Genomic DNA, 23,237 nt, shown 5'->3' with positions numbered 1-23,237 from the left:
GGAAGTTTTAATCAAGTAAAAATTCATGTATTACATCTTTGCCAATTTTATTATAAAGAGGATAGTTCCCATTGGTTAAATAAACCCTATCTGGTAAGGGGAAAATTTATCCGACTAAGTTATTTTATACTGCACAGTTAAGCTACTAACATGATTAATAGCCTAACTGTTTTACAATTACTTAAGAAAATATTCTGTAGTTTCATAGAATAACAATTATCTATTAAATAAAATTATTTTATAAATTTGTATTAGAGATAATGTTTATCAATAGAAGTTGAAATTTCAGTTGCTGTAAAATTCGGCCAGTTGCTTTGTGCAAATCCAATTTGAAAGAAGCCCTGTTTTTACTTCAGTATACTTGAGGATGCAGTGATAACAAAAATACTCGCAACGATTAAATTTAAAATTCCTTTCTTGATTGACTTTACTTTCTAAAGTTTAAAAACCTAACCTATACACGACCTAGCAAATATAATATTAGAACAATTATTAAAATAGTCCCTATAATTCCTGATGGTGCATACCCCCACTCTCTACTATGCCCCCATGTTGGTAAAGCACCAATTAAAATGAGTATTAATACAACAAGTAATATTGTACCAAGCATTATATTTCTCCTTGAAATTAAATGCATAATATAACTGTAGCACAGAATGTTGTTTTAAATATTACTATCTGTGCAAAAGTTATACGAAAAACAATAGGAAAGTGCAGCTACTCCAGGATTTCGTAGTTACCAAACACCAATTCTCTTGTTAATTCTAAAGACACAAAAATGAAAAATAAGATCATCCATCATTTATCCCGTCATGGATTGGACGATAAAACTCAAAATCCCTCTGCTTTTGGTTACTGCAATCCGAATCCGTTTGAAAATCAATACTGGTGTTTGATAAGAAAATGCTATGGACATTGACTCACTGTTATTAAATAGTGGTAAAAAACATACTAAACGTAGAGTGTTGAAAGTGTATGTAAGGAAAATACTATGGGTTTTGTCCAACGAAGCTAATCTCCAACGAAAAACTACGGAGAATCAAATAGTAGTCTAGAATTAATGAAAGCTCGTTTACGGTAATAATATCAATGCATTGTTAATACTAGGAGTAATAAAATGAAAAAAATGGAATGTTCGAAGGTCAGATGTTTTTGGACACTGCGATTTGAAGTCCTAGGAGTTATCCTATTGGCTATCGCAACCGGCTTAACTATCTCTACTCACAGTGGTCTTGGAATAGTCTCATTATTTGCTGCAGGAGTTGTTTTATGTCTGTTTAATAAGTTCTGTTGTTACGTTTGCCCATCAAAACACTCATCTTGCCCTGTTTGTGATATGCCTCATTTTTATCATCCAGAAGATTCAGCACAAACACAGGAAAAAGAAGAGAGCGAAGCAAAACAAGCCATGGATAATGAGGGGGGGAATCAAGTTAATAGGACAAGATAGCCTTTTCATAGAAAAGAGGGGGCGTTGCAAAATATCTAATTTTTTTAGAGCATCGCTTGTGGAACACATATATGACACTACACTTTATATTAAGTAACCACGTTCATTTTCATAAGCTTACGGCATATAAATAATTCCATTTGGTCTAAATTGTGTCGATTGTCGGCTATAATTTACTAAGGTGGTTGAGGTTTAATTATTAAATTTAAAATACGGTTTCTGGTTAACAAACAAGGAGTATAAAATGCCTATTGGAGTTTTGTTTTGGGTTCTGATGCTCGTTTGGTTACTTTTCGGATTGTATTGGCATCGAACTGAATTTTCTCATGGCAACTATGGTATCGTCGGTGGCAATATAATGTTATTCATTTTATTAGCCATAATAGGCTGGAAAGTTTTTGGCCCAATTCTTCATTAGATCTCTTGCTTCAAGAGGTCAGTGATGAGATACGAAGAGTAAAATGCCCTATCAATAAGGCTTTTATAATCCTTAGTGGAGAAGGATGTGATTTTATCTTCCACAATTTAAATACCCAGATTCCGCCCCAGGGCCAATTACAGTGTAAGATAGGAATCCCAGAACCAAAAATAGGTTTATTATTAAACCAAATGAGTATGCCGGATGGCTCAACAAGTAATCTACCTGATATTCAGATCAGTACATCTGAACATCACACGAGTCATACCGAGCATCCTTTAACCGAGCAGAAGCTAAGGGAAAAAATTCTTTTAAAAAATAATTAGAAAAGGACGCGTAGGGTATGTTGATCTCATTTGTCTGTTCGTCGGATAACTCAGCTGGTACCAGACTTGGTTCATTCGATGAACTCGCCAATCGATGACGAAATTCAGATACAGAATTAAGTTGCTATATTATAGTTAAGCCAAAAATGAAACCCACTCCCCAAAACAACTAAAACATGAAAGACTTCATGATATCCAAAGACCCTAGGAAAGGGATTTGGCCACTTAAAAGCATAGATTATAGCACCTAGAGTATAGGTAACTCCTCCTATTACTAATAACTGAATATTTGTTGTGTCTAGCGAAGATTTAATTTCGGGAAAATAGAGAATTCCAATCCAACCCATAGCGATATAAAGAACCGCTCTAGACCATTTGGGTACGTGAGTCCATAAGGTTGTTATTAATATTCCAATTATTGCAACTAGCCAAAAGACGAATAAAAGTTGCATTCCAGAGGCGTTTTTTAACTTAAGTAGGCAAATTGGAGTTGCTGATCCTGCGATTAAAACAAAAATAGCGGCATGATCAATGCGTCTAAGTAATAAATATTTTTGTCGAGTCCACATGCGGGTATGATAAAGCGCGCTCACACCATATTGTCCAATAAGGCTAATACTATATATTACACTGGCAAAAATGGCGTAAGCTCCATTGCTGTAAATGATTAGTATAACGCATGCACAAAGAGCGATAAAAAATGCTGCTAAATGTATATATCCACGTGCAAGAGGTTTCATATTTAATAGTCTACAATTTATTTAATCTTAAGCAAGTGCTTTCGAGCAAGCGTAGCAACTGTCTTAAATTTTTAATTTAAGACAGTTCTTTGCTGATTTAAATTCCTTGATGGGGAAGCCATACCAGAATTTTTTAACTAGAGACCTAGCACTTTTTTATCGATGCTTAACGGAATCATCTGTTGAACGTCTGAAGCAAAAATAGAAAGTTTTGGTAAACTACTAGCTGATTTAGGAAATTTTCTCAACAGATGGGGAGCAAAAGACGGATCAATTAAGATATCGAGACAAGGGATCTTCTTTGTGCTCAGATTATGTGATAATTCCTGATAATCCTTATCTTCATCCATAACTAACCAATGTTCGTCGCCTACTCTAGAATAACGAACTCCCTCGGTTAAACATAACGCTGATATATTCATAGAAGAATTGAAGCGTATGTAATGCTGCTTTTTATCCACTTCAATCGACATCACTTTTGGCTTCATTGGTACTGGCATAGTATTGGTCGCAATTTTTAGAAAATCGGTCATCATTGCTGTACCTGTCGGTGTTCGTCCTGCTCCCGGGCCACTGAGAATATATTGTTTGGCATTAGTAGTGATAACTATGCCATTGTTACATCCAGTTAGGGTCGCTAAAGGATGTTCTTTGTTAATCACAGTAGGCCAAACACGGATTTTCAGAGTATTGCCATTCTTTTCAGCGGCATATAACAGCTTTACTGCTCCACCCAAATCGCGAGCCAGCTCTTGTATATAATGAGAGGAAAGAGTTTCATGCCATTACGACTAGACATTACTAAATTATAAGTTTGTTCCATATTTGCACCAAAGGCGGTTCTCGCGAGAATAATTGCCTTATCAGCAGCATCTTTTCCAGATGTATCTGCGGAAGGATCTGCTTCCGCAATACCTTCTTTTTGTGCTTGAGCTAATGCCTCATTAAAAGGCATGCGATCCAATGCCTCCAGAAGCCAATTGGTTGTTCCATTAACTACTCCTTCTAGCTTTTGAACTACTGATGGTAAATTTTGGAGGGTTGAAATAATGGGATCACCACCCATCGTAGTGGCCTCAATTCCTAGATGCCTACCTTTTTCTTGTGCTAACTTAAAAAGGTCTTCGCCATATTGAGCAATAACTGCTTTATTGGCTGTAATCACATGCTTACCTCCATTAAGAGCCGCAACAATCGCTTTCCGATCGCACTCTGGGTCTCCAGTTGCCACCATAACTATATTAACTTTAGGATCTTGTAATACTTCCTTAACGTTGCCCGTAAGTACACATCCTTCTGGAATTTGCACTTCTCGCTGTTTTGTTGGATCCTTTACTACGATATGTTCCGCTATCCTCCAGTGGTTTACACCTTTTTCTGCGAGATACGCACTATCTTCAGAGTTATGATAAAAATCCAATACCCCTTTGTTCACAGTACCAAGCCCAATCAAACCAATTACCCATGTCATGCATTCACCTCCTTATAGTCCTTAATTAACGTGAGTTTGATATTATATTGCATCAATCAGAGAAGCTGAATTAAACTGAGAGAAGGTTTCTTAGGCTGTAAAGGATAAGCAGCAAGCCCTGCCATCCAATGTTTCATATTTATACTCAATCTAATTGTCTTGATAATAATCAATTGTTCCATTTATTGATCATGTGTGTTATATTGGCACAGTTATAATTAATACATAAGGTTAAAAATGTTTAGTCGAATAGGGGTCAATAAAGGTGAATGCAACAATAATTTAACAACTCTTGTCAATGCATTAGAAAATTCCGGTGCGGGGGTTAAGGAAGTAATCATTTTGATTGGATCAGGGCCTCATGTAGACACTTCCTGGTGCCAGAATCTGGTTTTTAACTCAAGTAACAACCACTTGATTATTAATATTGATCCACATTTCAAAATGGATCTTGAGAAGGATAGTTCTATTAATACCCATGAAAAACTATATTTAGGAATGCATTTTGATGGCGCTGTATCCTCCAGGATTAATAACGCAATTTCTGAATTACTTAATAAAAACATTAAGGTAGTATTTTGTGATTTTAGATCTCCCGCAATATGCCAAGATATTCACCAATTAATGATGCAACATATTGAAGATTATTGTAACCCCAATACTACTGAAGGAAATCTGATCTACCTTCAAGGATATTTTGAGTGTTATCCTCTTTTCTGGCCTACTAAAGAATATCTCGTAACAATGAAAGATACATTAACCCAAACAACCTCTAAAATGTCAGATTATGCTGATGCTATGACTCAATTTAGAAGCTTAACGGGTGGCAAATGGGCAGACAATATCAGTTATTTTGATGATAAACCGGGCACCTTCCCACTAAGTGTTCTCTTACCTAGTCAAAATAATGGCATGATTTTATCTTACCCTCACGTTAAAGAAATTAGCATGGCTAAGATGATAGACGCTGTGGAGCCTAGTCATTGCTGCGTTTTAAGTTAATAATGACAGGCTGTCATCAACAGAGTTGGTAATTTTTAACGAAACGATTACCACAAGAAAGCAGGGGATATTTGGAGCAGTATCTAGAACAAGGGGCTCCTCGAAAAGATGAACCTTTGCCCAGGAATTAAGTGGAAATGTATCCATAAAAGAAATTTTTCATTATGCCAAGCCCAGTCAGGCTGAGAAATGCAGGCGACTATAGAAAGTCTTTTTGAAAGTTAAACAGTTGCTTATCTAACAGGGGAAGTAAGATGAGATTTGTATGTAATATAGATAAAACAGATCGGATAAACCGGACAATAATTGGTTCAGCACTGTGTATTGCGGCACTGTTTGGAATGGGAAAGTATTTTTATATCGTATTAGGACTGGCATTGATTATAGAGGGCATTGTTGGTTGGTGCTCTATCCCTTATGTGCTAAGTAAGATCAAACGACTGTTCTAAATCGTAGAAAAAAACACCTTGAGTTAAGTTTCTTTTAAATTGCTCCAAGGCATTTTTCATAAGAAAAAGAACTTGGAAGTATTGATAATTAATCATATTTTTAATGTTACATATTCGCCAGTTGCTTTTAATCTTACATGATGAGGCGGTGAAAGAAGTGAGTGATAATAATAATTGGTCTGCAATAGGCTCAGTGGGCTGCAGCTAATGTCTTGATACCAATTTTTATGAAAGAATTTGAAAAAGGTGTTACAAATTTGCTACATACTCCTTTTTCAATTCTTGTAAAACATACTTAAATGCTTGATAAAATGGCGCGCCCGGAAGGCTGGACGTTATTAGTGATTTGTTATTAAGAATTAAATTTAAACCATCCCAAGATTCAGGGGAAGGATAGATTCGTCAGTCGCTTTGTTCCTTTCTCACTCCTTTGGGGCACGCTGAAGCGCGTCCAAAAAGCTGCGCCGCGCTTTGCGCTCTTCGCTTCGCATTTTGTCGAACCTCTTTCGGTTCGAACACTTCCGGGCCAATGACATTGAATGCCTTGGCAACTATTTCGGAGTGATTTTTGCTTTTTGTGATTTTTATTAAAAATGGCGCGCCCGGAAGGATTTATTGCGTAAGAAGAAATTGCATCATTAAATTTAATTGATCCCAAGATTCAGAGGAAGGATAGATTCGTCGCTTACTTTGTTCGCTTCTCACCGCTTTGCGGCGCGCTGAAGCGCGTCCAAAATGCTGCGCCGCACGTCGTGCTTTTCGCTGCGCATTTTGTCGAACCTCGGTCGGTTCGAACACTTCCGGGCCAAAGACATTAGATGTTTTGGCTTTTATTTCGGAGTGATTTTTGCTTTTTGTGATTTTTATTAAAAATGGCGCGCCCGGAAGGATAAATATTATTTAATATTTAGATTATGCTATTAAAATTAAATGCTTCCAAGATTCAGGGGAAGGATAGATTCGTCAGTCACTTTGTTCCTTCCTCACCGCTTTGCGGCGCGCTAAAGCGCGTCCAAAATGTTCGCCGCGCTTTGCGCTCTTCGCTGCGCACTTTGTCGAACCTCGTTCGGTTCGAACACTTCCGGGCCAAAGACATTGGATGTTTTGGCTGCTATTTCGGAGTGATTTTACTTTTGTGTTTTTTATTGAAAATGGCGCGCCCGGAAGGATTCGAACCTCCGACCCCCTGGTTCGTAGCCAGATACTCTATCCAACTGAGCTACGGGCGCGTTGACTGGCGGAGAGAGAGGGATTCGAACCCTCGATGGGATTTCTCCCATACTCCCTTAGCAGGGGAGCGCCTTCGACCACTCGGCCATCTCTCCAATCAATGGTTCGGCAGTATATCAGGTATTTTCTTGTCGTCAATATGAATTATTTAGAAATTGAAGCGAAGCTGACAATATAAAAATTTAGACACATAAAATGATCTATAATTAATCAGTGTGAGGATAATTATTTATGCCAATCTTATTGTACTCATTTTTTCAAGAAGTTAGTTAAATTAATTTTATATTTAATACCTTATAAAAAATTCCAAATTTTCATGATTACTGCTACTCTTTATCATTCATAAATCGGAGCTAATGTCAGTGAAGAGTAATGGCGTTTTAGTTAAAAGATTTGGTCCTTTATTAAGACAATCGCTTCTCGATTGCTACGGGACTAGTTGAGAGTGTTATCTTTTAATGAAACATCGTTGCAGTGACGTGACCGCAATTTAAAATAAGGAGGATCGATGAAACAGAAGTCGAATTTACATGGTCGAGAGGTGTATGTTGTTGATGGAAATCGTACGCCATTTCTCAAAGCCAAGGGAATAGGTCCTTTTTCTGGATCTGATTTAGCGGTAGCTGCCGGGACGACTTTATTAAATCGTCAGCCTTTTGCTCCAACTGAGTTGGATGAAGTGATTATTGGTTGTGCTATGCCTAGCCCAGATGAAGCCAATATCGCTCGAGTGGTTTCCTTGCGTTTAGGATGCGGTGATAAAGTACCTGCGTTTACTGTGATGCGGAATTGCGCTTCTGGGATGCAGGCACTAGATAATGCAGCCATGCAAATTGCGAGTGGTCGCAGTGATTTGGTTCTTGCAGGCGGTACTGATGCAATGAGTCATGCTCCATTATTGTTCAATCAAAAAATGACATCCTGGTTGGCCAATTGGTATGGCGCTAAGAACATGGGACAAAAATTAGGCCTAATAACACAATTTAGGCCTGCTTATCTCGCGCCCGTTATTGCTTTATTGCGCGGTCTGACTGACCCTATTGTTGGTATGAATATGGGGCAAACGGCAGAAAAAGTCGCTTATCGCTTTCATCTTACTCGTGAGCAAATGGATCAATTTGCCACTGAAAGTCATTTAAGACTGGCCAAAGCCTATGCTGAAAATAGAATGACAGAAGTTTCACCGATTATTGACTATAAAGGAAAAGTTTATCCACAAGATGATGGCATAAGAGCTGATTCAACTGTAGAAAAATTAGCTAAATTAAAACCGTTTTTTGATAAAAAATATGGAATGGTCACTGCTGGTAATAGCTCGCAAATAACTGATGGCGCATGCTTATTATTATTGGCTAGTGCTGATGCAGTAAAAAAATATGGATTAAAAGTAATTGGTCGAATTGTTGATTCACAATGGTCTGCACTTGATCCCTCACAAATGGGGCTTGGTCCGGTTCATGCAGCAACACCTATCCTGCAAAGACAAAAATTAAAACCCGAAGACATGGATTGTTGGGAAATCAATGAAGCGTTTGCTGCGCAAGTTCTAGGTTGTGTCGCAGCTTGGAATGATGAAGAGTACTGCCGCACCCAATTAGGCTTAGAAAAGGCCATGGGTGGACCTTCACTTGAAAAACTTAATCGTGATGGAGGTGCAATTGCAGCTGGCCATCCAATAGGTGCAAGTGGTGCGCGTATTGTATTGCACGTTTTGAAATCATTGGAACAAAGAAATGAGTCGCGAGGTATGGCTTCTATTTGTATTGGTGGAGGACAGGGCGGGGCTATGTATCTTGAACGAGTGACTGAGGTGAAAGGACATGAATAATTACAAACATTGGGACTTACAACGAGACAGTGACAATATTCTGTGGTTAGGTATAGACAGAAAAGATACTTCTGTAAACAGTATTAATGAAGAAGTTTTGGATGAATTAAATAGCCTTTTGCATGAAATTTCTCAGGATAAAAACGCTATAGGTCTGATTGTTTATTCTGCTAAGGATAAAGGATTTATTGCGGGTGCAGATGTGAATGTCTTTTCAACGTTTGAAACCCCAGCACAAGCGGTAGACTTTTTACGAAAAGGACAAGCAGTATTTGCTCGCTTACAGGCATTAACAATTCCTAGTGTTGCTATGATAGACGGTTTTTGTATGGGCGGTGGATGTGAGTTGGCTTTAGCTTGTACCTATCGAGTTGCAAGCGATGAAAAAGATACCCGTATTGGTTTACCTGAAGTGATGTTGGGCATACACCCAGGCTGGGGTGGTTCCGTACGGTTACCTCAATTAATTGGCGGCTTTAATGCTTTATCACAATTTATTTTAACTGGAAGTGCCGTACCTGCTGCCAAAGCTAAGAGTTTAGGCATGGTTGATGATGTAGTACCTGTACGACAGTTAAAACGAGCTGCGATTTATTTTATTAAAAACAAGCCTGCGAAACATAAACCTTCATTTGTACAGGGATTGACGAATAGCGCATGGATGAGAAAGCTAATCGCTGCTTTAATGCGTCGTAATGTTGCTAAACGGGTACGAAAAGAACATTACCCGGCTCCTTATGCCATTATTGATCTGTGGGAAAAAGAGGGAGGGCAGGGAGATAGGGCTTATTTGAAGGAAATAGACTCTGTAGAGCATCTAGTCTCAAGTGGAATTACTTCAAAAAATTTAATCCGAGCTTTTTATTTACGAGAGCGTTTGAAAGGTTTTGCAAAAGGTAGTGATTTTAAAGCGAGCCATGTTCATGTTATAGGTGCTGGTGTAATGGGGGGGGATATTGCTGCTTGGTGTGCACTACGAGGCATACGAGTGACGTTACAGGATCAATCTTATGCTCAAATTGCTCCTGCAGTTGGTCGTGCTCATGCTTTATATAAGAAAAAACTACGTAAGCCACGTTTGATACAAGCTGCAATGGACAATTTAATACCCGATCCAGAAGGACATGGTATTGCAAGAGCAGATGTCATTATTGAGGCGGTTTTTGAAAATCTTGCAGTAAAACAAGAAATTATGAAAAAAGTTGAGAAACTTGCTAAAAAAGATGCCATCATTGCGACTAATACCTCCAGTATTCCTCTGGATGAAATGAGTAGTGTCATGAGCAATGCCAATCGCTTGGTTGGAATTCACTTCTTTAATCCGGTAGCTAAGATGGATTTGGTTGAGGTAGTAAGTAGTTCAAAAACATCTAAGAAAGTTGAGCTTAATTCGTGCGCTTTTGTGAATCAAATTGGCAAGCTTCCACTACCGGTTAAATCCAGCCCAGGATTTTTAGTAAATCGAGTACTGATGCCTTATCTTATGGAATGTGTCCAATTATTGGATGAAGGTTATAGCGCTGAGACTATTGACGAAGCTGCCTTGTCATTTGGCATGTTTATGGGGCCTGTGGAATTGGCTGATACTGTAGGACTGGATGTCGGATTAGCTGTTGCTGAAAACTTAACAGGCCATTTTGGTGGAACTGTTCCACAAAAACTTCGTGATATGGTTAAGGAAGGCAAACTAGGGCGTAAAACAGGCCAAGGTCTTTATCAATATAAAAATGGTAAGCCAATTAAAAAACAGCCTAATACACCAATCGATCCTCATATTGCAGACAGACTAATCCTTAGGATGGTTAATGAATCAGCTGCTTGTTTACGAGAAGGTGTTGTTGCTGATGCGGATTTGCTGGATGCAGGTATGATTTTCGGTACAGGATTTGCTCCATTTCGTGGTGGGCCTATGAACTATGCTAAAGATTTTGGGACAAATAATTTAGAAAATTTATTTAAAACTCTTGAATCTAAGTATGGTGAGCGTTTTAAAGTAGATGAAAGTTTGTGATTTGATTATGTTGTTTTTATGAAGCATATATCGTAACCTGTGTGAGGCGCAGCGGAACCCGAGTTTTACTACTCCCGGCTCTGCTGGGTTCACCCAGGCTACAAAATTGCAAAAAAGTCAGGCTAGCGGCCTTATACCAACGTAAATTAAGGGTAATTCATTGCCAGTGCTCTTAACCAAACAAAACTTATTTTTTTTGTTTATTTTACAATTCTCTTATGTATTTATCGCTAATGCAACCACTTTGGTTTTACCAGCAACAGGTGATGTTGTTGGCGAAATTCAATACGCACTCTCTGAAGCAAATGTAACAATTGATGAGATAGGGAAACATTTTGATGTTGGTTATTATGAAATTACCAGGGCCAATCCTCAAATCGATCCAACGCGTTTAATCGTTAATTCACGACTTGTTATTCCTGCACAGTACATTTTACCTAATGTTCCTAGAAAAGGAATTGTCATTAATTTAGCTGAATATCGACTGTATTATTTTCCTGAAAATGAAAATGTGGTGATTACTTTTCCTGTGGGTATTGGTCGAAAAGGATGGAGTACTCCTTTGGGAGTAACTAAGATCATCGCCAAAGAAGCGAATCCTAAATGGCGTCCGACAGAAAATCTGCGCGCGGAGGCAGAGAAAAATGGTGATTTTCTTCCAGATGAGTTTCCTTCGGGGCCTTATAATCCTTTAGGTCAACATGCTTTGCGGTTGGGATGGCCAACGTTCCTCATTCATGGTACCAACAAGCTTGACGGAATTGGTATGCGTGTAAGCGCCGGATGTATCCGTATGTTTCCGGATGATATTGAATATTTGTTTCGCATAGTTCCCACAGGAACCCCAGTCCGTGTAATCAATGAACCAGTAAAAATTGGCAAACAGGATGGTGCGTGGGTAATACAAGTGCATCCACTTTTGAGTGAACAACGTAGTGCAACACTGCAAGCAATGTTGCAAAATCAATTAAGAATTAACAATCTTTCCAACTTCAGCAATAGTAAAGTGATTCAAAATGAGCTGGCATATCCTACGGGTTTGATACGAAAAATTTAGATTTTTTCTCATTTATCATCAGATAATAAGAATTTGTCCGAACTCGTGCAGCATTTATTTGCTCAGGTAAGTACTTATATCAATGAAAATCGTTTATGAATGAGCCATAGAAGATAATGCCAGAATTGATCCGGCAAAATGATATCGAGCATGATTATCGCTGACTCACTTAAAGATTTACTCGGCCGTTTCTAAAAGCTGTTGCTTTTGCCTGATTGCATGAAAAATCTCTTCTCGATGCACATTAACTGATCTGGGAGCGTCAACACCAAACTTAATATTTCCATGCTCTTGCGTTTTAAAAGCTAATATTTTAACAGCCGCATCACCAATATGAATTATTAAAGGTTCTTCAAACTGAAGAGAAATTATATCCATTAAAAACCTCTGTAACTTTTAAATAAGTTGGTTGTAAAATCAATAACATTTACTTAATGCACGGTAACCTAATTCATAGATACTTGTCACTAAAAAATTAGTGCAAATTGATAAAAAATAAATTTATACCTACTTTCTTCAGTTTAACTTAGATATTTCTTGATTTTTAATTGATTAATAATTGTATGATGTATCTAAAATGGTTATAATTGGCAGCTTTTTTATAAACCTTGCCTTACTGTTGTTGTTTTGATAACAGGAGGCTTCATCCATAAGGAGAAATCATGAGACATTATGAAATTATGTTTCTTGTGCACCCGGATCAAAGCGAACAAGTGCCAGCAATGGTAGAGCGCTATGAAGGGATCATAAGCAAACACAGTGGTGCAATCCACCGCAAAGAAGACTTAGGTCGTCGTCAATTAGCTTATCCAATAAGTGATGTTCATAAAGCGCATTACATTCTTATGAATATTGAATGTAGTCTTGAAGCTCTGGATGAAATTAAAAATGCATTCAAATTCAATGATGCAATTATCAGAAACTTGATTACTCGTCAAAAACAAGCGATTACTACTGAGTCTGTTTTGATGAAGAAAGAGAAAGAAACCAGATCTGCTTAAGAGGAGCCTTATTCATGTCAGCTTATTTTCGAAGAAAAAAAATGTGCCGTTTTAGTGCGGAAGGCGGCAATGAAATTGATTATAAAGATATCAATTTGCTGAAAAACTACATTTCAGAAACCGGTAAAATTGTACCAAGTCGTATTACTGGTACACAAACTCGTTTTCAAAGACAATTAGCAAGAGCAATTATGCAAGCCAGATTTCTTGGTCTGTTGCCTTATTGTGATAGCCATAAATAAATAATAATGATGCGAGCAGGCAATTTTATAACAAGACAATGTAAGGTAATACTTGAAAGCAAGCAGCAAGCGATTCTATATGCTGTTATTTTTTCAGTGCTACCCTTTGCATCTTGGATTTCAGTTGCTTTAGTTTGTTTGGTGACATTAAGAAAGGGTGCAAAGTCCGGTTTTGATGTTTTGTTGCCTGCACTTGTGATTCATTCTGTTCCACTGATAATGTTAATACCATTATCCGGAGCAATAATTAATACTCTTATTGCTTATCTTCCATGTTATTTCGCAGCATTAAGTTTGCGGAAGGCTGAACGATGGCAAGCAGTAGCTGGGGTATTTTTTATATTGGCATTTTTGGGATGTCTGTTTCTTCAACTCTTAGCTCCCGGTTTTATTGTGGAACAATTTAATCAGTTTAAAATGATTTTGACACAATACCAGGAACTGGTTGATTCTACTCTAAATGGCATAAATTCAGTAATTTTGGCGCAATTATTCTTCGGCATTCAGATATTGAGTATTATTGTTTCTTCGACAATCTCCTTAATGTTTGCTCGTTTGATGCAGGCCAAATTATTTTTACCTGGTGGTTTCAGGAATGAACTAATGGCATTTCGAAGTGGCAGAGTTTCATTTTTAGTTTTTTTTGGGGTTTTGTTAGCTACTTTCTATGAAATTCCTCTGGCTATGAATGTTCTTCCAATAGTGCTGTGTTATTTTTTAGCTTCTGGATTTGGTCTGGTTTATTTTATTTTCTCTCGTAAGAGACAAGTTAAGGTGTTCATTTTATTAATGTTATTAATGTTAGTGAAACCGACTTTTGTATTATGCGCCTACATTGTCCTTGGTTCATTAGATAGTTTAGTTAATTTTAGATCGTATTTCCCTTCAAGGGTTGGCGAATCAATTTAAGGGGTTATTAAGATGGAAGTTATCTTATTAGAAAAAGTGAGAAATTTAGGTAACCTGGGTGATAAGGTAAATGTAAAATCAGGTTATGGCCGTAATTTCTTGATACCACAAAATAAAGCGGTTTTTGCAACACCCAAAAATATTGAGTTGTTTGAACAGCGTCGGTCAGAGCTGGAGAAAAAAGCACAACAGTCATTGTCTACTGCCGAGCAACGTGCTGCTAAATTGAATGATATAAGTCTAGTTATTAGCGCTATGGCGAGCGACGAAGGCAAATTATACGGTTCTGTTGGCGTTAATGAAATTAAAGATGCTTTAACAGATAAAGGTGTTGAAATCGTTAAGCGCGAAATCGTAATGCCTGAAGGTCCTCTTCATTCGATTGGTAGTTTCGTAGTTGAGATACATGTTCACAGCGATGTTATTGCTAACTTACATGTTGAAATTGTTCCAGCTAAGTAAGTCTCATGTTGTTACCTGGGCGAAGTGGTAGCGTAGCCCAGGTTCTTTAAACAAATAATCTCTTCAAGCATATAACTAACAATTATCCCTTTGCTAAGACAATGCTACATTAAAAGTATTCTATAAAGCGCAAGTAATGCAATTGCGGTGTTTAAAATACCCCAAATATAAGCGGCGGGTAATCCTTTATACCCACTGTAGTAAGCATATATAGCAACAAAAGTGCTTCCCGAAAAAAATATCCATTTATCATTGTAGGCGAAGCCCATGGAAAGCAAGGCAATGCCAAAAATTCCCAAAATTAAAAAAGCTCTATTTTCTTTGCCAAGCATTAAATAGAATGTTAGTAGTTGGCAGCATAGTAATAGTGGCAAGAACAACTGAGTATAGGGTCCACTACCTAGCAAAATTGCTGCATGCCCTGCAAGAAGTATTAATTGGAGGGCTATGAAGTAAAGCATTCTAAAGTAAATGGCGGTTATAAGTAATGCAATACCGCCAATAAAATAGTAAAGCTGCGAGTGAAGTTTGGGTGGAGTCGTGCCAAAATGCTTTAAAAGACCACACACTATAATAAGTGAGCCAAAACATCCTATGAGTATAAATATTTTTTTAGCCACAAATCACCATTTTAAGTAAATCCCTTTTGCTACAGATTCTTGTATAATTGTACCTTGAGGTTTATTAAATGAAATCCAATAATTGCCCATGTTGCTTAGTGCAAACTTAACTCGTGGGTATTGGCATACTTCTAATACATTACGACAGTCAATAAGGGTGGTTTTTTCATCGATACGTTTATAACATTTAAAATTTAAATTTTTGACATCAGAAGCAAATGCGCCCCAAGTCATTGGATCTAATGTAGCATGTAGTGGAGGAGTCATAAATGATTCTTCAGTATTTACACGCTCTAATTCAACTCGAGCATCTGAATGATTTTGTATTAAATAATAAGATTGATTTCCTGTCTCATTTAAAATTAGATGGTTTTGAGCATAAGCAAATCCTGTGACTTCACATCCTCTTGGAAATGTACCCGCAGCTTGCGCTGAGCTAATAAGAATAGCGGAAAAAATAATCGATTTATTAATTTGGCGAAATACAGACATAAATACCTCAATAAGTAAACTTTGGGGGTTATTTTAATCATAAAAAATGCAAAGTCTATCCCACAATAAAAAAATAGAAGCACTACTCCTTATGAGCGGAAATTTTTGCCTTAATCATAGGATAGTAGGTTCTATAAAAACTTAAAAATAAATACATTCCAACATATGCCAAAGAGAGGCTAAGACAAATAACATTTGTATTAGGGTAGCTTATAAGTAAAAATACTGAGCTAATTGCATAAATTATGGAGCAAACATGCATCAGGACCTTCAATATTCTTGATTCTGTTAAATAATCGAGTCGCGAAGGGTATACGTATTTTACAGGTACAAAAATCAGAATAGAGAGAATGGTTAATATAATAGCATTTGTTGTCGCTGATGTATTAAATATAAACATGTATAAAATGGTAATATTCCAGTAACATGGAAATCCTTTAAAAAAGTGATCTGGTGTTTTTGCATCAGATTGACAAAATTGATAAGCAGAAGTAATTGAAACCGCAGCAATTAGAAAGACAGAGTACGTAGGCGGAAGCATGCCGGGTCTGACGAGTAAGAAAAAACAAGGCGTTATTACATAATTTAAATAATCAACAATGTTATCAAGCAACGCGCCGTCTATTTTTGGTAAAATTTTCTTAATATTGAACAAACGAGCAAGACTTCCATCAACAGCATCAATAACAACCGTAATCAGCATGAGCCATAATGCAAAAATGTATTCGTGCTGATACATTTTTACCAAAGAAAAAATACCAATACAGGCTGCGCTTGCAGTAAAGACATGCACTGACCAAGCCGCTACGTATTGTAATGGATGGAATTGCAGTTTGCTTGAATTCATTAATTATCCTAGTGTTAATAAAAAAACATTGTTTAAACGCATTCTCATTTAAAATACAGTTTTCTAAAAATATTTAATAATTGTATTAATATATTGAGCTAAACTCTTGTTGTTTTTTTATAAAAAAGTTAAAAAACATAAAAATAGTATCAATAATCAAAAGTAGTGTGCAAGGAGAGTTGATAACTTTAGTTAAATATACTTTATTCTGTATGGAGAAATAATGAAAATTCAAACTGTAAATCCTGCAACGGAACAAATTCTACAAAGCTATGATTGTCTCAATGAGCAGGAAGCCCATGAGTTAATTAACAAAGGGCATGAGGTGTATTTGACGTGGAGAAAAACTCCTTTTAGTAAAAGAAAAACTTTAATGTTGCAACTTGCACAACTTTTAAAATCAAAAGTAGATGAGTTGGCGCGTTTAATGTCGACCGAAATGGGTAAACCTATTACTGCGAGTAGAGCAGAAATTAATAAATGCGCTTGGTTATGTGAGTATTATGCAGAACACGCAGAAGAATACCTTGCGCCCAAAATAGTTCAAACTGAGATGAAGAAGGCAAAAGTATGCCATCTACCACTCGGAATCGTTTTTGCAATCATGCCATGGAATTTTCCATTTTGGCAGGTTTTCCGTTTTGCCGTCCCTACTATTATGGCTGGAAATGCAGCGGTTTTAAAACACGCACCTATTTCAACTGGAACAGGAAACAAAATAGAGGAATTATTTTTAGAAGCAGGTTTTCCGAAGCACCTCTTTCAACATTTAGTTGTTGATAATGATGGGGCGGCTAAAATTATAGAACATCCTCATGTTATTGCAGTTACCTTGACGGGTAGTGGACGTGCAGGCAGTGCTGTTGCGAGTCATGCAGGAAAATTTTTAAAAAAATCGGTGCTAGAGCTTGGCGGAAGCGATCCATATCTTGTTCTTGAGGACGCCGATCTTGATTTGGCAGCAGAGTGTATTGTCAATTCAAGACTTAATAATTCTGGACAAGTCTGTATTGCAGCTAAGCGCATCATCGTTTTAAAATCAGCTGAAAAAGAATTGGTACAAAAAATAACGGAACATGTATCCGCGTTTAAAATGGGTGATCCACTTGATTCGGAAACTAAGCTTGGTCCATTAGCCCGTTTAGATTTGCGTGAAAACTTACAAATTCAAGTAGAAAAATCACTGAAACAAGGTGCTAAATTATTGCTAGGTGGTATAATTCCGGAAGGAAAAGGTTTTTATTATCCGCCAACACTGCTAACTCAAGTGACACCAGGTATGCCTGCTTTTGATGAAGAGTTATTTGGCCCTGTTATTGCGATTATCACAGCCAATGATGAGAAAGAAGGTATTGCTTATGCAAATCAAAGCCAATATGGCTTAGGAGCCGCTGTGTTTACTCGTGATTTGGACAGGGGGGAGCATATAGCTACTCATGAAATAGAGGCAGGGGCGTGTTTCGTTAATGCTTTTGTGGCTTCTGATCCCAGATTACCATTTGGCGGAATAAAAGAATCAGGCTATGGTCGTGAATTATCAAGGGAAGGTATATTGGAATTTGTAAATACTAAAACCATAGCGATTAGTGATTCATGATATTAAGGTTTGTTGTTTCCTACTTTTGAAGTAGGAGGCATCATGTACTTAATACAGCATAATTTTTTGAGCCACTCCCACCTAATAGTATATTTACTGTTTTGGTGAGAGTGGCTTGGTTATTTATTTTTTAAACAATAATTCTCGCTGTAGGGCTGAGGCAAAATCGACGAGGTAAAGCAACAATGTCTTATAAATTTGAAGAGGGTAAAGACGTATTAATTGAAGCCATTGTGGATAGAATTAGAAGTTCTATGGTAGGTGAGCAAACCGAGTTTTGCGCCGAATTTGCCAAACAGTTGTATGGCACTGTAGCTATGGAAGATCTGAGTGCATGGACTACAGATGATCTATACGGTGCTGTAGTAAATTTTTGGTCATTGATTCATGAGCGCGCACCTCATGAAACAAAAATTAGAATCTATAATCCAGATTATGAACGTCATGGATGGCAAACAACACATACAGTAATCGAAGTGATTTGTGATGATATGCCATTTTTGGTCGATTCAATTCGTTTGGTAATCCATAGAATGGGATTATCCTCTCATCTTACTATCCATATGGGTGGAATTCGCGTTAAAAGAGATAAAGAAAATCGAATTTGTGAAATTTTGCCTCGGACTCAAATGTTAGATGAAAAAGGTGTGATTCATGAAGCGCCTATATTCCTTGAAATTGATCGACAAACAGATCCTAAGGTGCTTGAAGAATTACACAAAGGATGTGAACGTGCTCTTGAAGATAATCGCGTTGTTTTTGAAGATTGGGAGAAAATGCGTGCTGAAGTTCGAGAAGCAATTACAGAAATTGATAAAGTATCTTCTGTGCTTGATTTGGATGAGGTAGAAGAGACCAAGGCATTTTTACATTGGATTGAAGACCATCATTTCACTTTTTTAGGAATGAGGGATTATGAATTAGTAGAAAAGGGTAAAGAAACAGTGCTACAAGCTGTTCCTAATACTGGTTTAGGGCTTCTGCGTGAGAGTGTGACTAAATCAATGACGCGTAGCATTTCTGCAATGTCACCTGAAGCACGTGAATTTACCATGTCTCCCCGCATCTTAGTTACTTCAAAAACTAATACATTAGCAAGCGTTCATCGTGATGCTTACACAGATTATATCGGAATTAAGCGATTTAATGCTCAAGGGAAAGTGATTGGTGAACGAAGAATCATTGGTCTTTATACTTCTGCGGCTTATCATACTAACCCCAAACAAATTCCATTCTTGAGACGTAAGGTAGCGCTCATTATGGAAAATTCTAAATTAAATCCACGCAGTCATGCGGGTAAAGTGTTGTTAAATATTCTTGAAACATTACCACGAGATGATTTGATTCAAGGAACAGAAGACGAAGTTCTGGAAATTGCAATGGGTATTTTTTACATGCAAGACAGAAAGCGTATTCGTTTATTCGCACGCGTTGATGTTTATCGACGCTTTGTCTCATGCTTGGTATATGTTCCTAAAGACCGAATTAATACTGAATTAAGAATGGCGATGAAGAAAATTCTCGATGAGAGTTTTAATTCAATTGAGACCACTTATTCAACTCAATTTACCGAATCGGTACTAGCACGTGTTCATTTTATTATTAAAATTAATCCGAATTTGCCATTTGAGTATGATTTAAAAGAAATTGAAAAAAAATTGATTGATGCAGGGCGCTCTTGGACAGATGATTTACAAACCCATCTAAATGAGGCGTATGGAGAGGAACAAGCAAATAGCCTCTACGCTCGTTATAAAAATGCATTTCCTATTGCTTATAGTGATGTTTTTTCTGCAAGAACAGCGGTCTATGACATTAAACATATAGAATTACTTACCCCAGAACATACATTAGGCATTAATTTTTATAAGCCTTTAGATGAATCAGAAAATAGTTTTAGATTAAAAGTGTATCAACATGATACAACCATACCTCTATCTGATGTTTTGCCAATATTGGAAAAATTAGGTTTACGTGCGATTAGTGAACGTCCATACCCATTAAAATTTGAGGATGGTAAAGTTGCTTGGATTAATGAATTTGCCATGCAATATAATAAGCCAATTGAATTTGATTTGGATGAAATTAAAGAATTATTCCAGAATGCATTTGCCAAAGTTTGGTTTGGACAAGCTGAAAATGATGGATTTAATCAACTTGTTTTGGCAGCGGGTCTTAATTGGCGTGAGGTAGCTGTTTTACGTACTTATGCTAAGTATTTTAAACAAATTGGAATTACCTTTAGCCAAGATTATATGGAAATGGCGCTCAATAATAATGTTGCCATTGCTAAAAAGTTAGTGCGATTATTTGAAATTCGTTGCAATCCTGTTGATGATCCCAATCGAGAAGATCGTTTTACCGATTTATCCATCGAAATATTGGCCGATCTTGATACCGTATCAAATCTTGACGAAGATAAGATAATTAGACAGTACATTCATGCTATCAGCGCCACATTGCGTACCAATTTTTACCAATTAAACGCTGATGGACATCATAAGCCCTATATTTCTCTTAAGCTAAACAGTAAGATTATTCCTGGTGTGCCAAAGCCACATCCGATGTTTGAAATCTTTGTTTACTCTCCACGCTTCGAAGGAGTTCATTTACGTTGTGGCAAGGTAGCTCGCGGTGGTTTGCGTTGGTCTGACCGCAGAGAAGATTTTCGTACAGAAATACTTGGTTTGATGAAAGCACAACAAGTAAAAAATTCAGTAATTGTACCTAGTGGTGCTAAAGGTGGATTTGTTCCTAAGTTGCTGCCAGTAAATGGCACACGTGAAGAAATAATGGCTGAAGGAATAGGCTGTTATCAATTATTTATTCGTGGGCTTCTGGATATTACTGATAACTATGTTGAAGGTAAGGTTGTCAAACCTGAGAATGTTATCTGTTTTGATGAAGATGATCCTTATCTTGTGGTTGCTGCCGATAAAGGTACCGCAACGTTTTCTGATCTTGCCAATGCCATTTCATTAGAATATGGTTTTTGGTTAGGTGATGCGTTTGCATCAGGTGGTTCAATCGGTTATGACCATAAGAAAATGGGAATTACTGCTAAAGGTGCATGGGAATCAGTGAAGCGTCATTTCTATGAAATGGATATGGATATAGCCAATAATGATTTCACTGTGGTTGGTATTGGAGATATGGCCGGTGATGTTTTCGGTAATGGCATGTTGTTGTCAAAACACATCAAGTTAATTGGTGCCTTTAACCATGTCCATATTTTTATTGACCCAACTCCAGATGCAGAAGCCAGCTATACAGAACGTGAGCGTTTATTTCATTTACCTCGTTCCAATTGGACCGATTATGATAAAAAACTTATTTCCAAGGGCGGCGGGGTCTTTAACCGTAATGCCAAATCAATTCCAGTCAGTAAAGAAATGCAAGCAGCTTTCGGAATTAAACAGACTGAAATTGAGCCAAATGAGTTAATTAAAGCAATTTTGAAAGCTAAGGTTGACTTACTTTGGAGTGCAGGAATAGGTACTTATGTTAAGGCCAGCACGGAATCAAATGCGAATGTTGGTGATCGAACCAACGATGCAACGAGAGTTAACGCAAAACAATTACGTTGCAAGGTTGTGGGTGAGGGCGGTAACTTAGGACTAACACAGTTGGCGCGTGTTGAATACTCACTAAATGGTGGGCTGGTATTTACCGATTTCATTGATAACTCTGGCGGTGTTAATTGCTCTGATAAAGAAGTAAATATTAAGATTCTACTTAATGGTATTGTTGCAGTTGGTGATTTGACTCCAAAACAACGCAATGAATTGTTAATTGAAATGACTGATGAAGTAAGTAAATTGGTACTTCGTGACAATTTCTTACAAACACGAGCAATTAGCTTGTCTGCATCACAGCCGCTGCAAGCTTTGGATTTGCAAAGTCGTTATATCAGTGAATTAGAGCGATCAGGAAAAATTGATCGTAATCTGGAGTATTTGCCAGATGATAAAGTCATTTTAGAACGTAAGTTGATGGGTAAAGGTTTGATGCGTCCGAGTATTGCTGTATTGATGTGTTACAGCAAAACAATTCTGAAGGAGCAAATTCTGGCTTCAGGTGTTCCTGAAGAAAGCTACATGACGCAATTTTTAATTAGTTCGTTTCCTAAGCCTTTACAAGAGCGATTTAGCAAGCAAATGCAATCTCATCCACTAAGAAGAGAAATTATCGCAACCCGCTTAAGCAATATCATAGTAAACGAAATGGGGTTTACTTATGTCTTCAGATTGCAAGATGAAACTGGAGCTCCAGTTTCAGCCATTGTAAGAGCATACATAATCACTCGTTCAGTGCTTAATTTGGAATCTGTTTGGAGGCAAATCGAAGAACTGGGTACTAAGGTTAGCGCCAAAAAACAAATAGAAATGATGATGCTTTATTCCAGATTAGCACGACGCATTACACGCTGGTTCTTGCGTAGTCAACGCCGATCTGTGGATATTTCTGAAGTTGTAAAACTTTATGCACAAGGCGTTACTGAGCTGAAGATGTCCGTCCCAGCTATTTTAAATGAAGAACGACGAGCAAAATATGCAGAGCATTATCAAGAGCTTATTGACGAGGATATTCCTCCAGCTTTAGCTCATGAGTTAACCGTAACTCGTGGTTTGTTTGCTGCAACGGATATTATAGAAATCGCTCACAAGAAAAATATGAAAGTAGCTCAGGTTGCTGAAATTTATTTCGGAATTGGCGAGTTCTTAGATCTGGCCTGGATAAGAAAACAAATTATTATACATCCAAGCGAGAATCATTGGGAGTCTTTATCTAGAGAAGCTTTACGAGATGATTTGGATTGGCAACAACGTCAACTCACTGCTGGACTGATTAACTATGATGGAGATAACCCCGATTTCCAAGCACGTCTTGTTTCTTGGGGAGAGGCTCATCGTGCGTTAATTCAGCGCTGGCGCTATATTTTGGCCGATCTGAAAGCGAGTACGGTGCTGAACTACACCATGTTCTTTGTCGCAATCAGAGAGTTACTGGATCTCACGCAAACTACTTTGCAATCCTATGCATTAGCGGAGCAAGAAGCCTAATATATCTGGAGCCTGGCTGCCA

Annotated in this window: 22 protein-coding genes and 2 tRNA genes; 13 read left to right on the top strand and 11 right to left on the bottom strand. The window is 37.5% G+C overall.

Features of this window, described 5'->3' with window-relative positions:
* Nucleotides 1–454: 454 nt before the first annotated feature.
* Nucleotides 455–610, bottom strand: a complete 156-nt coding sequence (locus BGO44_RS08820; RefSeq protein ID WP_273198003.1) for a DUF3309 family protein — start codon at nt 608–610, stop codon at nt 455–457.
* Between the two features lie 507 nt (nt 611–1,117).
* Here BGO44_RS08820 and BGO44_RS08815 point away from each other — a divergent pair.
* Nucleotides 1,118–1,450 (top strand): hypothetical protein, encoded by a 333-nt coding sequence (locus BGO44_RS08815; protein ID WP_273198001.1) that lies wholly within the window; start codon nt 1,118–1,120, stop codon nt 1,448–1,450.
* Nucleotides 1,451–1,694: 244 nt separating this feature from the next.
* Nucleotides 1,695–1,868 (top strand): hypothetical protein, encoded by a 174-nt coding sequence (locus BGO44_RS08810; RefSeq protein ID WP_273197999.1) that lies wholly within the window; start codon nt 1,695–1,697, stop codon nt 1,866–1,868.
* A 442-nt stretch (nt 1,869–2,310) separates the two neighbouring features.
* On the opposite strand, the gene trhA is transcribed toward BGO44_RS08810, so the two are convergent.
* The 3 genes from trhA to BGO44_RS08795 all read right to left on the bottom strand — a co-directional run bounded on the left by trhA (nt 2,311) and on the right by BGO44_RS08795 (nt 4,405).
* Nucleotides 2,311–2,934 carry a PAQR family membrane homeostasis protein TrhA gene (gene trhA, locus BGO44_RS08805; protein ID WP_273197998.1) on the bottom strand — a complete coding sequence of 208 codons (624 nt, stop codon included), beginning with the start codon at nt 2,932–2,934 and terminating at the stop codon, nt 2,311–2,313.
* Between the two features lie 137 nt (nt 2,935–3,071).
* Nucleotides 3,072–3,671: a hypothetical protein gene (locus BGO44_RS08800; RefSeq protein WP_273197995.1), complete on the bottom strand. Its 600-nt coding sequence runs from the start codon at nt 3,669–3,671 to the stop codon at nt 3,072–3,074.
* Nucleotides 3,656–4,405 (bottom strand): homoserine dehydrogenase, encoded by a 750-nt coding sequence (locus tag BGO44_RS08795; protein ID WP_273197994.1) that lies wholly within the window; start codon nt 4,403–4,405, stop codon nt 3,656–3,658. The genes BGO44_RS08800 and BGO44_RS08795 overlap by 16 nt, the downstream gene beginning before the upstream one ends.
* A gap of 237 nt (nt 4,406–4,642) precedes the next feature.
* On the opposite strand from BGO44_RS08795, the gene BGO44_RS08790 reads away from it, so the two are divergent.
* Together BGO44_RS08790 and BGO44_RS08785 are read left to right on the top strand one after the other, a co-directional pair.
* Nucleotides 4,643–5,407, top strand: a complete 765-nt coding sequence (locus tag BGO44_RS08790; RefSeq protein ID WP_273197991.1) for a hypothetical protein — start codon at nt 4,643–4,645, stop codon at nt 5,405–5,407.
* 254 nt (nt 5,408–5,661) lie between these two features.
* On the top strand, nt 5,662–5,856 hold the full coding sequence (locus tag BGO44_RS08785) for a YgaP family membrane protein (protein WP_273197990.1): 195 nt from the start codon (nt 5,662–5,664) through the stop codon (nt 5,854–5,856).
* Between the two features lie 612 nt (nt 5,857–6,468).
* On the opposite strand, the gene BGO44_RS08780 is transcribed toward BGO44_RS08785, so the two are convergent.
* The 3 genes from BGO44_RS08780 to BGO44_RS08770 all read right to left on the bottom strand — a co-directional run bounded on the left by BGO44_RS08780 (nt 6,469) and on the right by BGO44_RS08770 (nt 7,181).
* Complete coding sequence (locus BGO44_RS08780; RefSeq protein ID WP_273197989.1) at nt 6,469–6,654, bottom strand: hypothetical protein; 186 nt, start codon at nt 6,652–6,654, stop codon at nt 6,469–6,471.
* A 354-nt stretch (nt 6,655–7,008) separates the two neighbouring features.
* A tRNA-Arg gene (locus BGO44_RS08775) sits at nt 7,009–7,085 on the bottom strand.
* Nucleotides 7,086–7,091: 6 nt separating this feature from the next.
* Nucleotides 7,092–7,181 (bottom strand) — tRNA-Ser (locus BGO44_RS08770).
* A 413-nt stretch (nt 7,182–7,594) separates the two neighbouring features.
* Between BGO44_RS08770 and BGO44_RS08765 the strand changes: the two genes are divergently transcribed.
* From BGO44_RS08765 to BGO44_RS08755, 3 genes are all read left to right on the top strand, one after another.
* Complete coding sequence (locus BGO44_RS08765) at nt 7,595–8,914, top strand: acetyl-CoA C-acetyltransferase (RefSeq protein WP_058510468.1); 1,320 nt, start codon at nt 7,595–7,597, stop codon at nt 8,912–8,914.
* Nucleotides 8,907–10,925 carry a 3-hydroxyacyl-CoA dehydrogenase NAD-binding domain-containing protein gene (locus BGO44_RS08760; RefSeq protein ID WP_273197988.1) on the top strand — a complete coding sequence of 673 codons (2,019 nt, stop codon included), beginning with the start codon at nt 8,907–8,909 and terminating at the stop codon, nt 10,923–10,925. Before BGO44_RS08765 ends, BGO44_RS08760 begins: the two co-directional genes overlap by 8 nt.
* Nucleotides 10,926–11,091: 166 nt before the next feature.
* Nucleotides 11,092–11,982, top strand: a complete 891-nt coding sequence (locus BGO44_RS08755) for a L,D-transpeptidase family protein (RefSeq protein WP_058511683.1) — start codon at nt 11,092–11,094, stop codon at nt 11,980–11,982.
* Between the two features lie 177 nt (nt 11,983–12,159).
* Here BGO44_RS08755 and BGO44_RS08750 read toward each other — a convergent pair whose 3' ends face one another.
* Entirely contained in the window at nt 12,160–12,360 is a 201-nt protein-coding gene (locus tag BGO44_RS08750) for a carbon storage regulator (protein ID WP_058510466.1), read from the bottom strand.
* Between the two features lie 284 nt (nt 12,361–12,644).
* On the opposite strand from BGO44_RS08750, the gene rpsF reads away from it, so the two are divergent.
* Genes rpsF through rplI form a run of 4 tightly spaced genes read left to right on the top strand, consistent with a single transcriptional unit; the run spans nt 12,645 to nt 14,596 of the window.
* Nucleotides 12,645–12,983 carry a 30S ribosomal protein S6 gene (gene rpsF / locus BGO44_RS08745; RefSeq protein ID WP_058510465.1) on the top strand — a complete coding sequence of 113 codons (339 nt, stop codon included), beginning with the start codon at nt 12,645–12,647 and terminating at the stop codon, nt 12,981–12,983.
* A 14-nt stretch (nt 12,984–12,997) separates the two neighbouring features.
* Complete coding sequence (rpsR, locus tag BGO44_RS08740) at nt 12,998–13,225, top strand: 30S ribosomal protein S18 (RefSeq protein WP_010653600.1); 228 nt, start codon at nt 12,998–13,000, stop codon at nt 13,223–13,225.
* 6 nt (nt 13,226–13,231) lie between these two features.
* Nucleotides 13,232–14,134: a hypothetical protein gene (locus tag BGO44_RS08735; protein WP_273197981.1), complete on the top strand. Its 903-nt coding sequence runs from the start codon at nt 13,232–13,234 to the stop codon at nt 14,132–14,134.
* Nucleotides 14,135–14,146: 12 nt separating this feature from the next.
* Complete coding sequence (rplI, locus tag BGO44_RS08730) at nt 14,147–14,596, top strand: 50S ribosomal protein L9 (protein ID WP_058510464.1); 450 nt, start codon at nt 14,147–14,149, stop codon at nt 14,594–14,596.
* A 104-nt stretch (nt 14,597–14,700) separates the two neighbouring features.
* Here rplI and BGO44_RS08725 read toward each other — a convergent pair whose 3' ends face one another.
* The 3 genes from BGO44_RS08725 to pcsA all read right to left on the bottom strand — a co-directional run bounded on the left by BGO44_RS08725 (nt 14,701) and on the right by pcsA (nt 16,555).
* Nucleotides 14,701–15,216, bottom strand: a complete 516-nt coding sequence (locus BGO44_RS08725; protein ID WP_058510463.1) for a hypothetical protein — start codon at nt 15,214–15,216, stop codon at nt 14,701–14,703.
* 3 nt (nt 15,217–15,219) lie between these two features.
* Nucleotides 15,220–15,708, bottom strand: a complete 489-nt coding sequence (locus BGO44_RS08720) for a hypothetical protein (RefSeq protein WP_058510462.1) — start codon at nt 15,706–15,708, stop codon at nt 15,220–15,222.
* Between the two features lie 82 nt (nt 15,709–15,790).
* Nucleotides 15,791–16,555 carry a phosphatidylcholine synthase gene (gene pcsA, locus BGO44_RS08715; protein ID WP_058510461.1) on the bottom strand — a complete coding sequence of 255 codons (765 nt, stop codon included), beginning with the start codon at nt 16,553–16,555 and terminating at the stop codon, nt 15,791–15,793.
* 223 nt (nt 16,556–16,778) lie between these two features.
* Between pcsA and BGO44_RS08710 the strand changes: the two genes are divergently transcribed.
* Both BGO44_RS08710 and BGO44_RS08705 read left to right on the top strand, forming a co-directional pair.
* On the top strand, nt 16,779–18,152 hold the full coding sequence (locus tag BGO44_RS08710; protein WP_058510460.1) for an NAD-dependent succinate-semialdehyde dehydrogenase: 1,374 nt from the start codon (nt 16,779–16,781) through the stop codon (nt 18,150–18,152).
* A gap of 185 nt (nt 18,153–18,337) precedes the next feature.
* On the top strand, nt 18,338–23,215 hold the full coding sequence (locus BGO44_RS08705) for an NAD-glutamate dehydrogenase (RefSeq protein ID WP_058510459.1): 4,878 nt from the start codon (nt 18,338–18,340) through the stop codon (nt 23,213–23,215).
* Nucleotides 23,216–23,237 lie beyond the last annotated feature (22 nt).

Source organism: Legionella sp. 39-23, from assembly GCF_001897665.1.
Classification (GTDB): domain Bacteria; phylum Pseudomonadota; class Gammaproteobacteria; order Legionellales; family Legionellaceae; genus Legionella; species Legionella steelei.
This window is presented reverse-complemented; position numbering and strand designations above follow the sequence as displayed.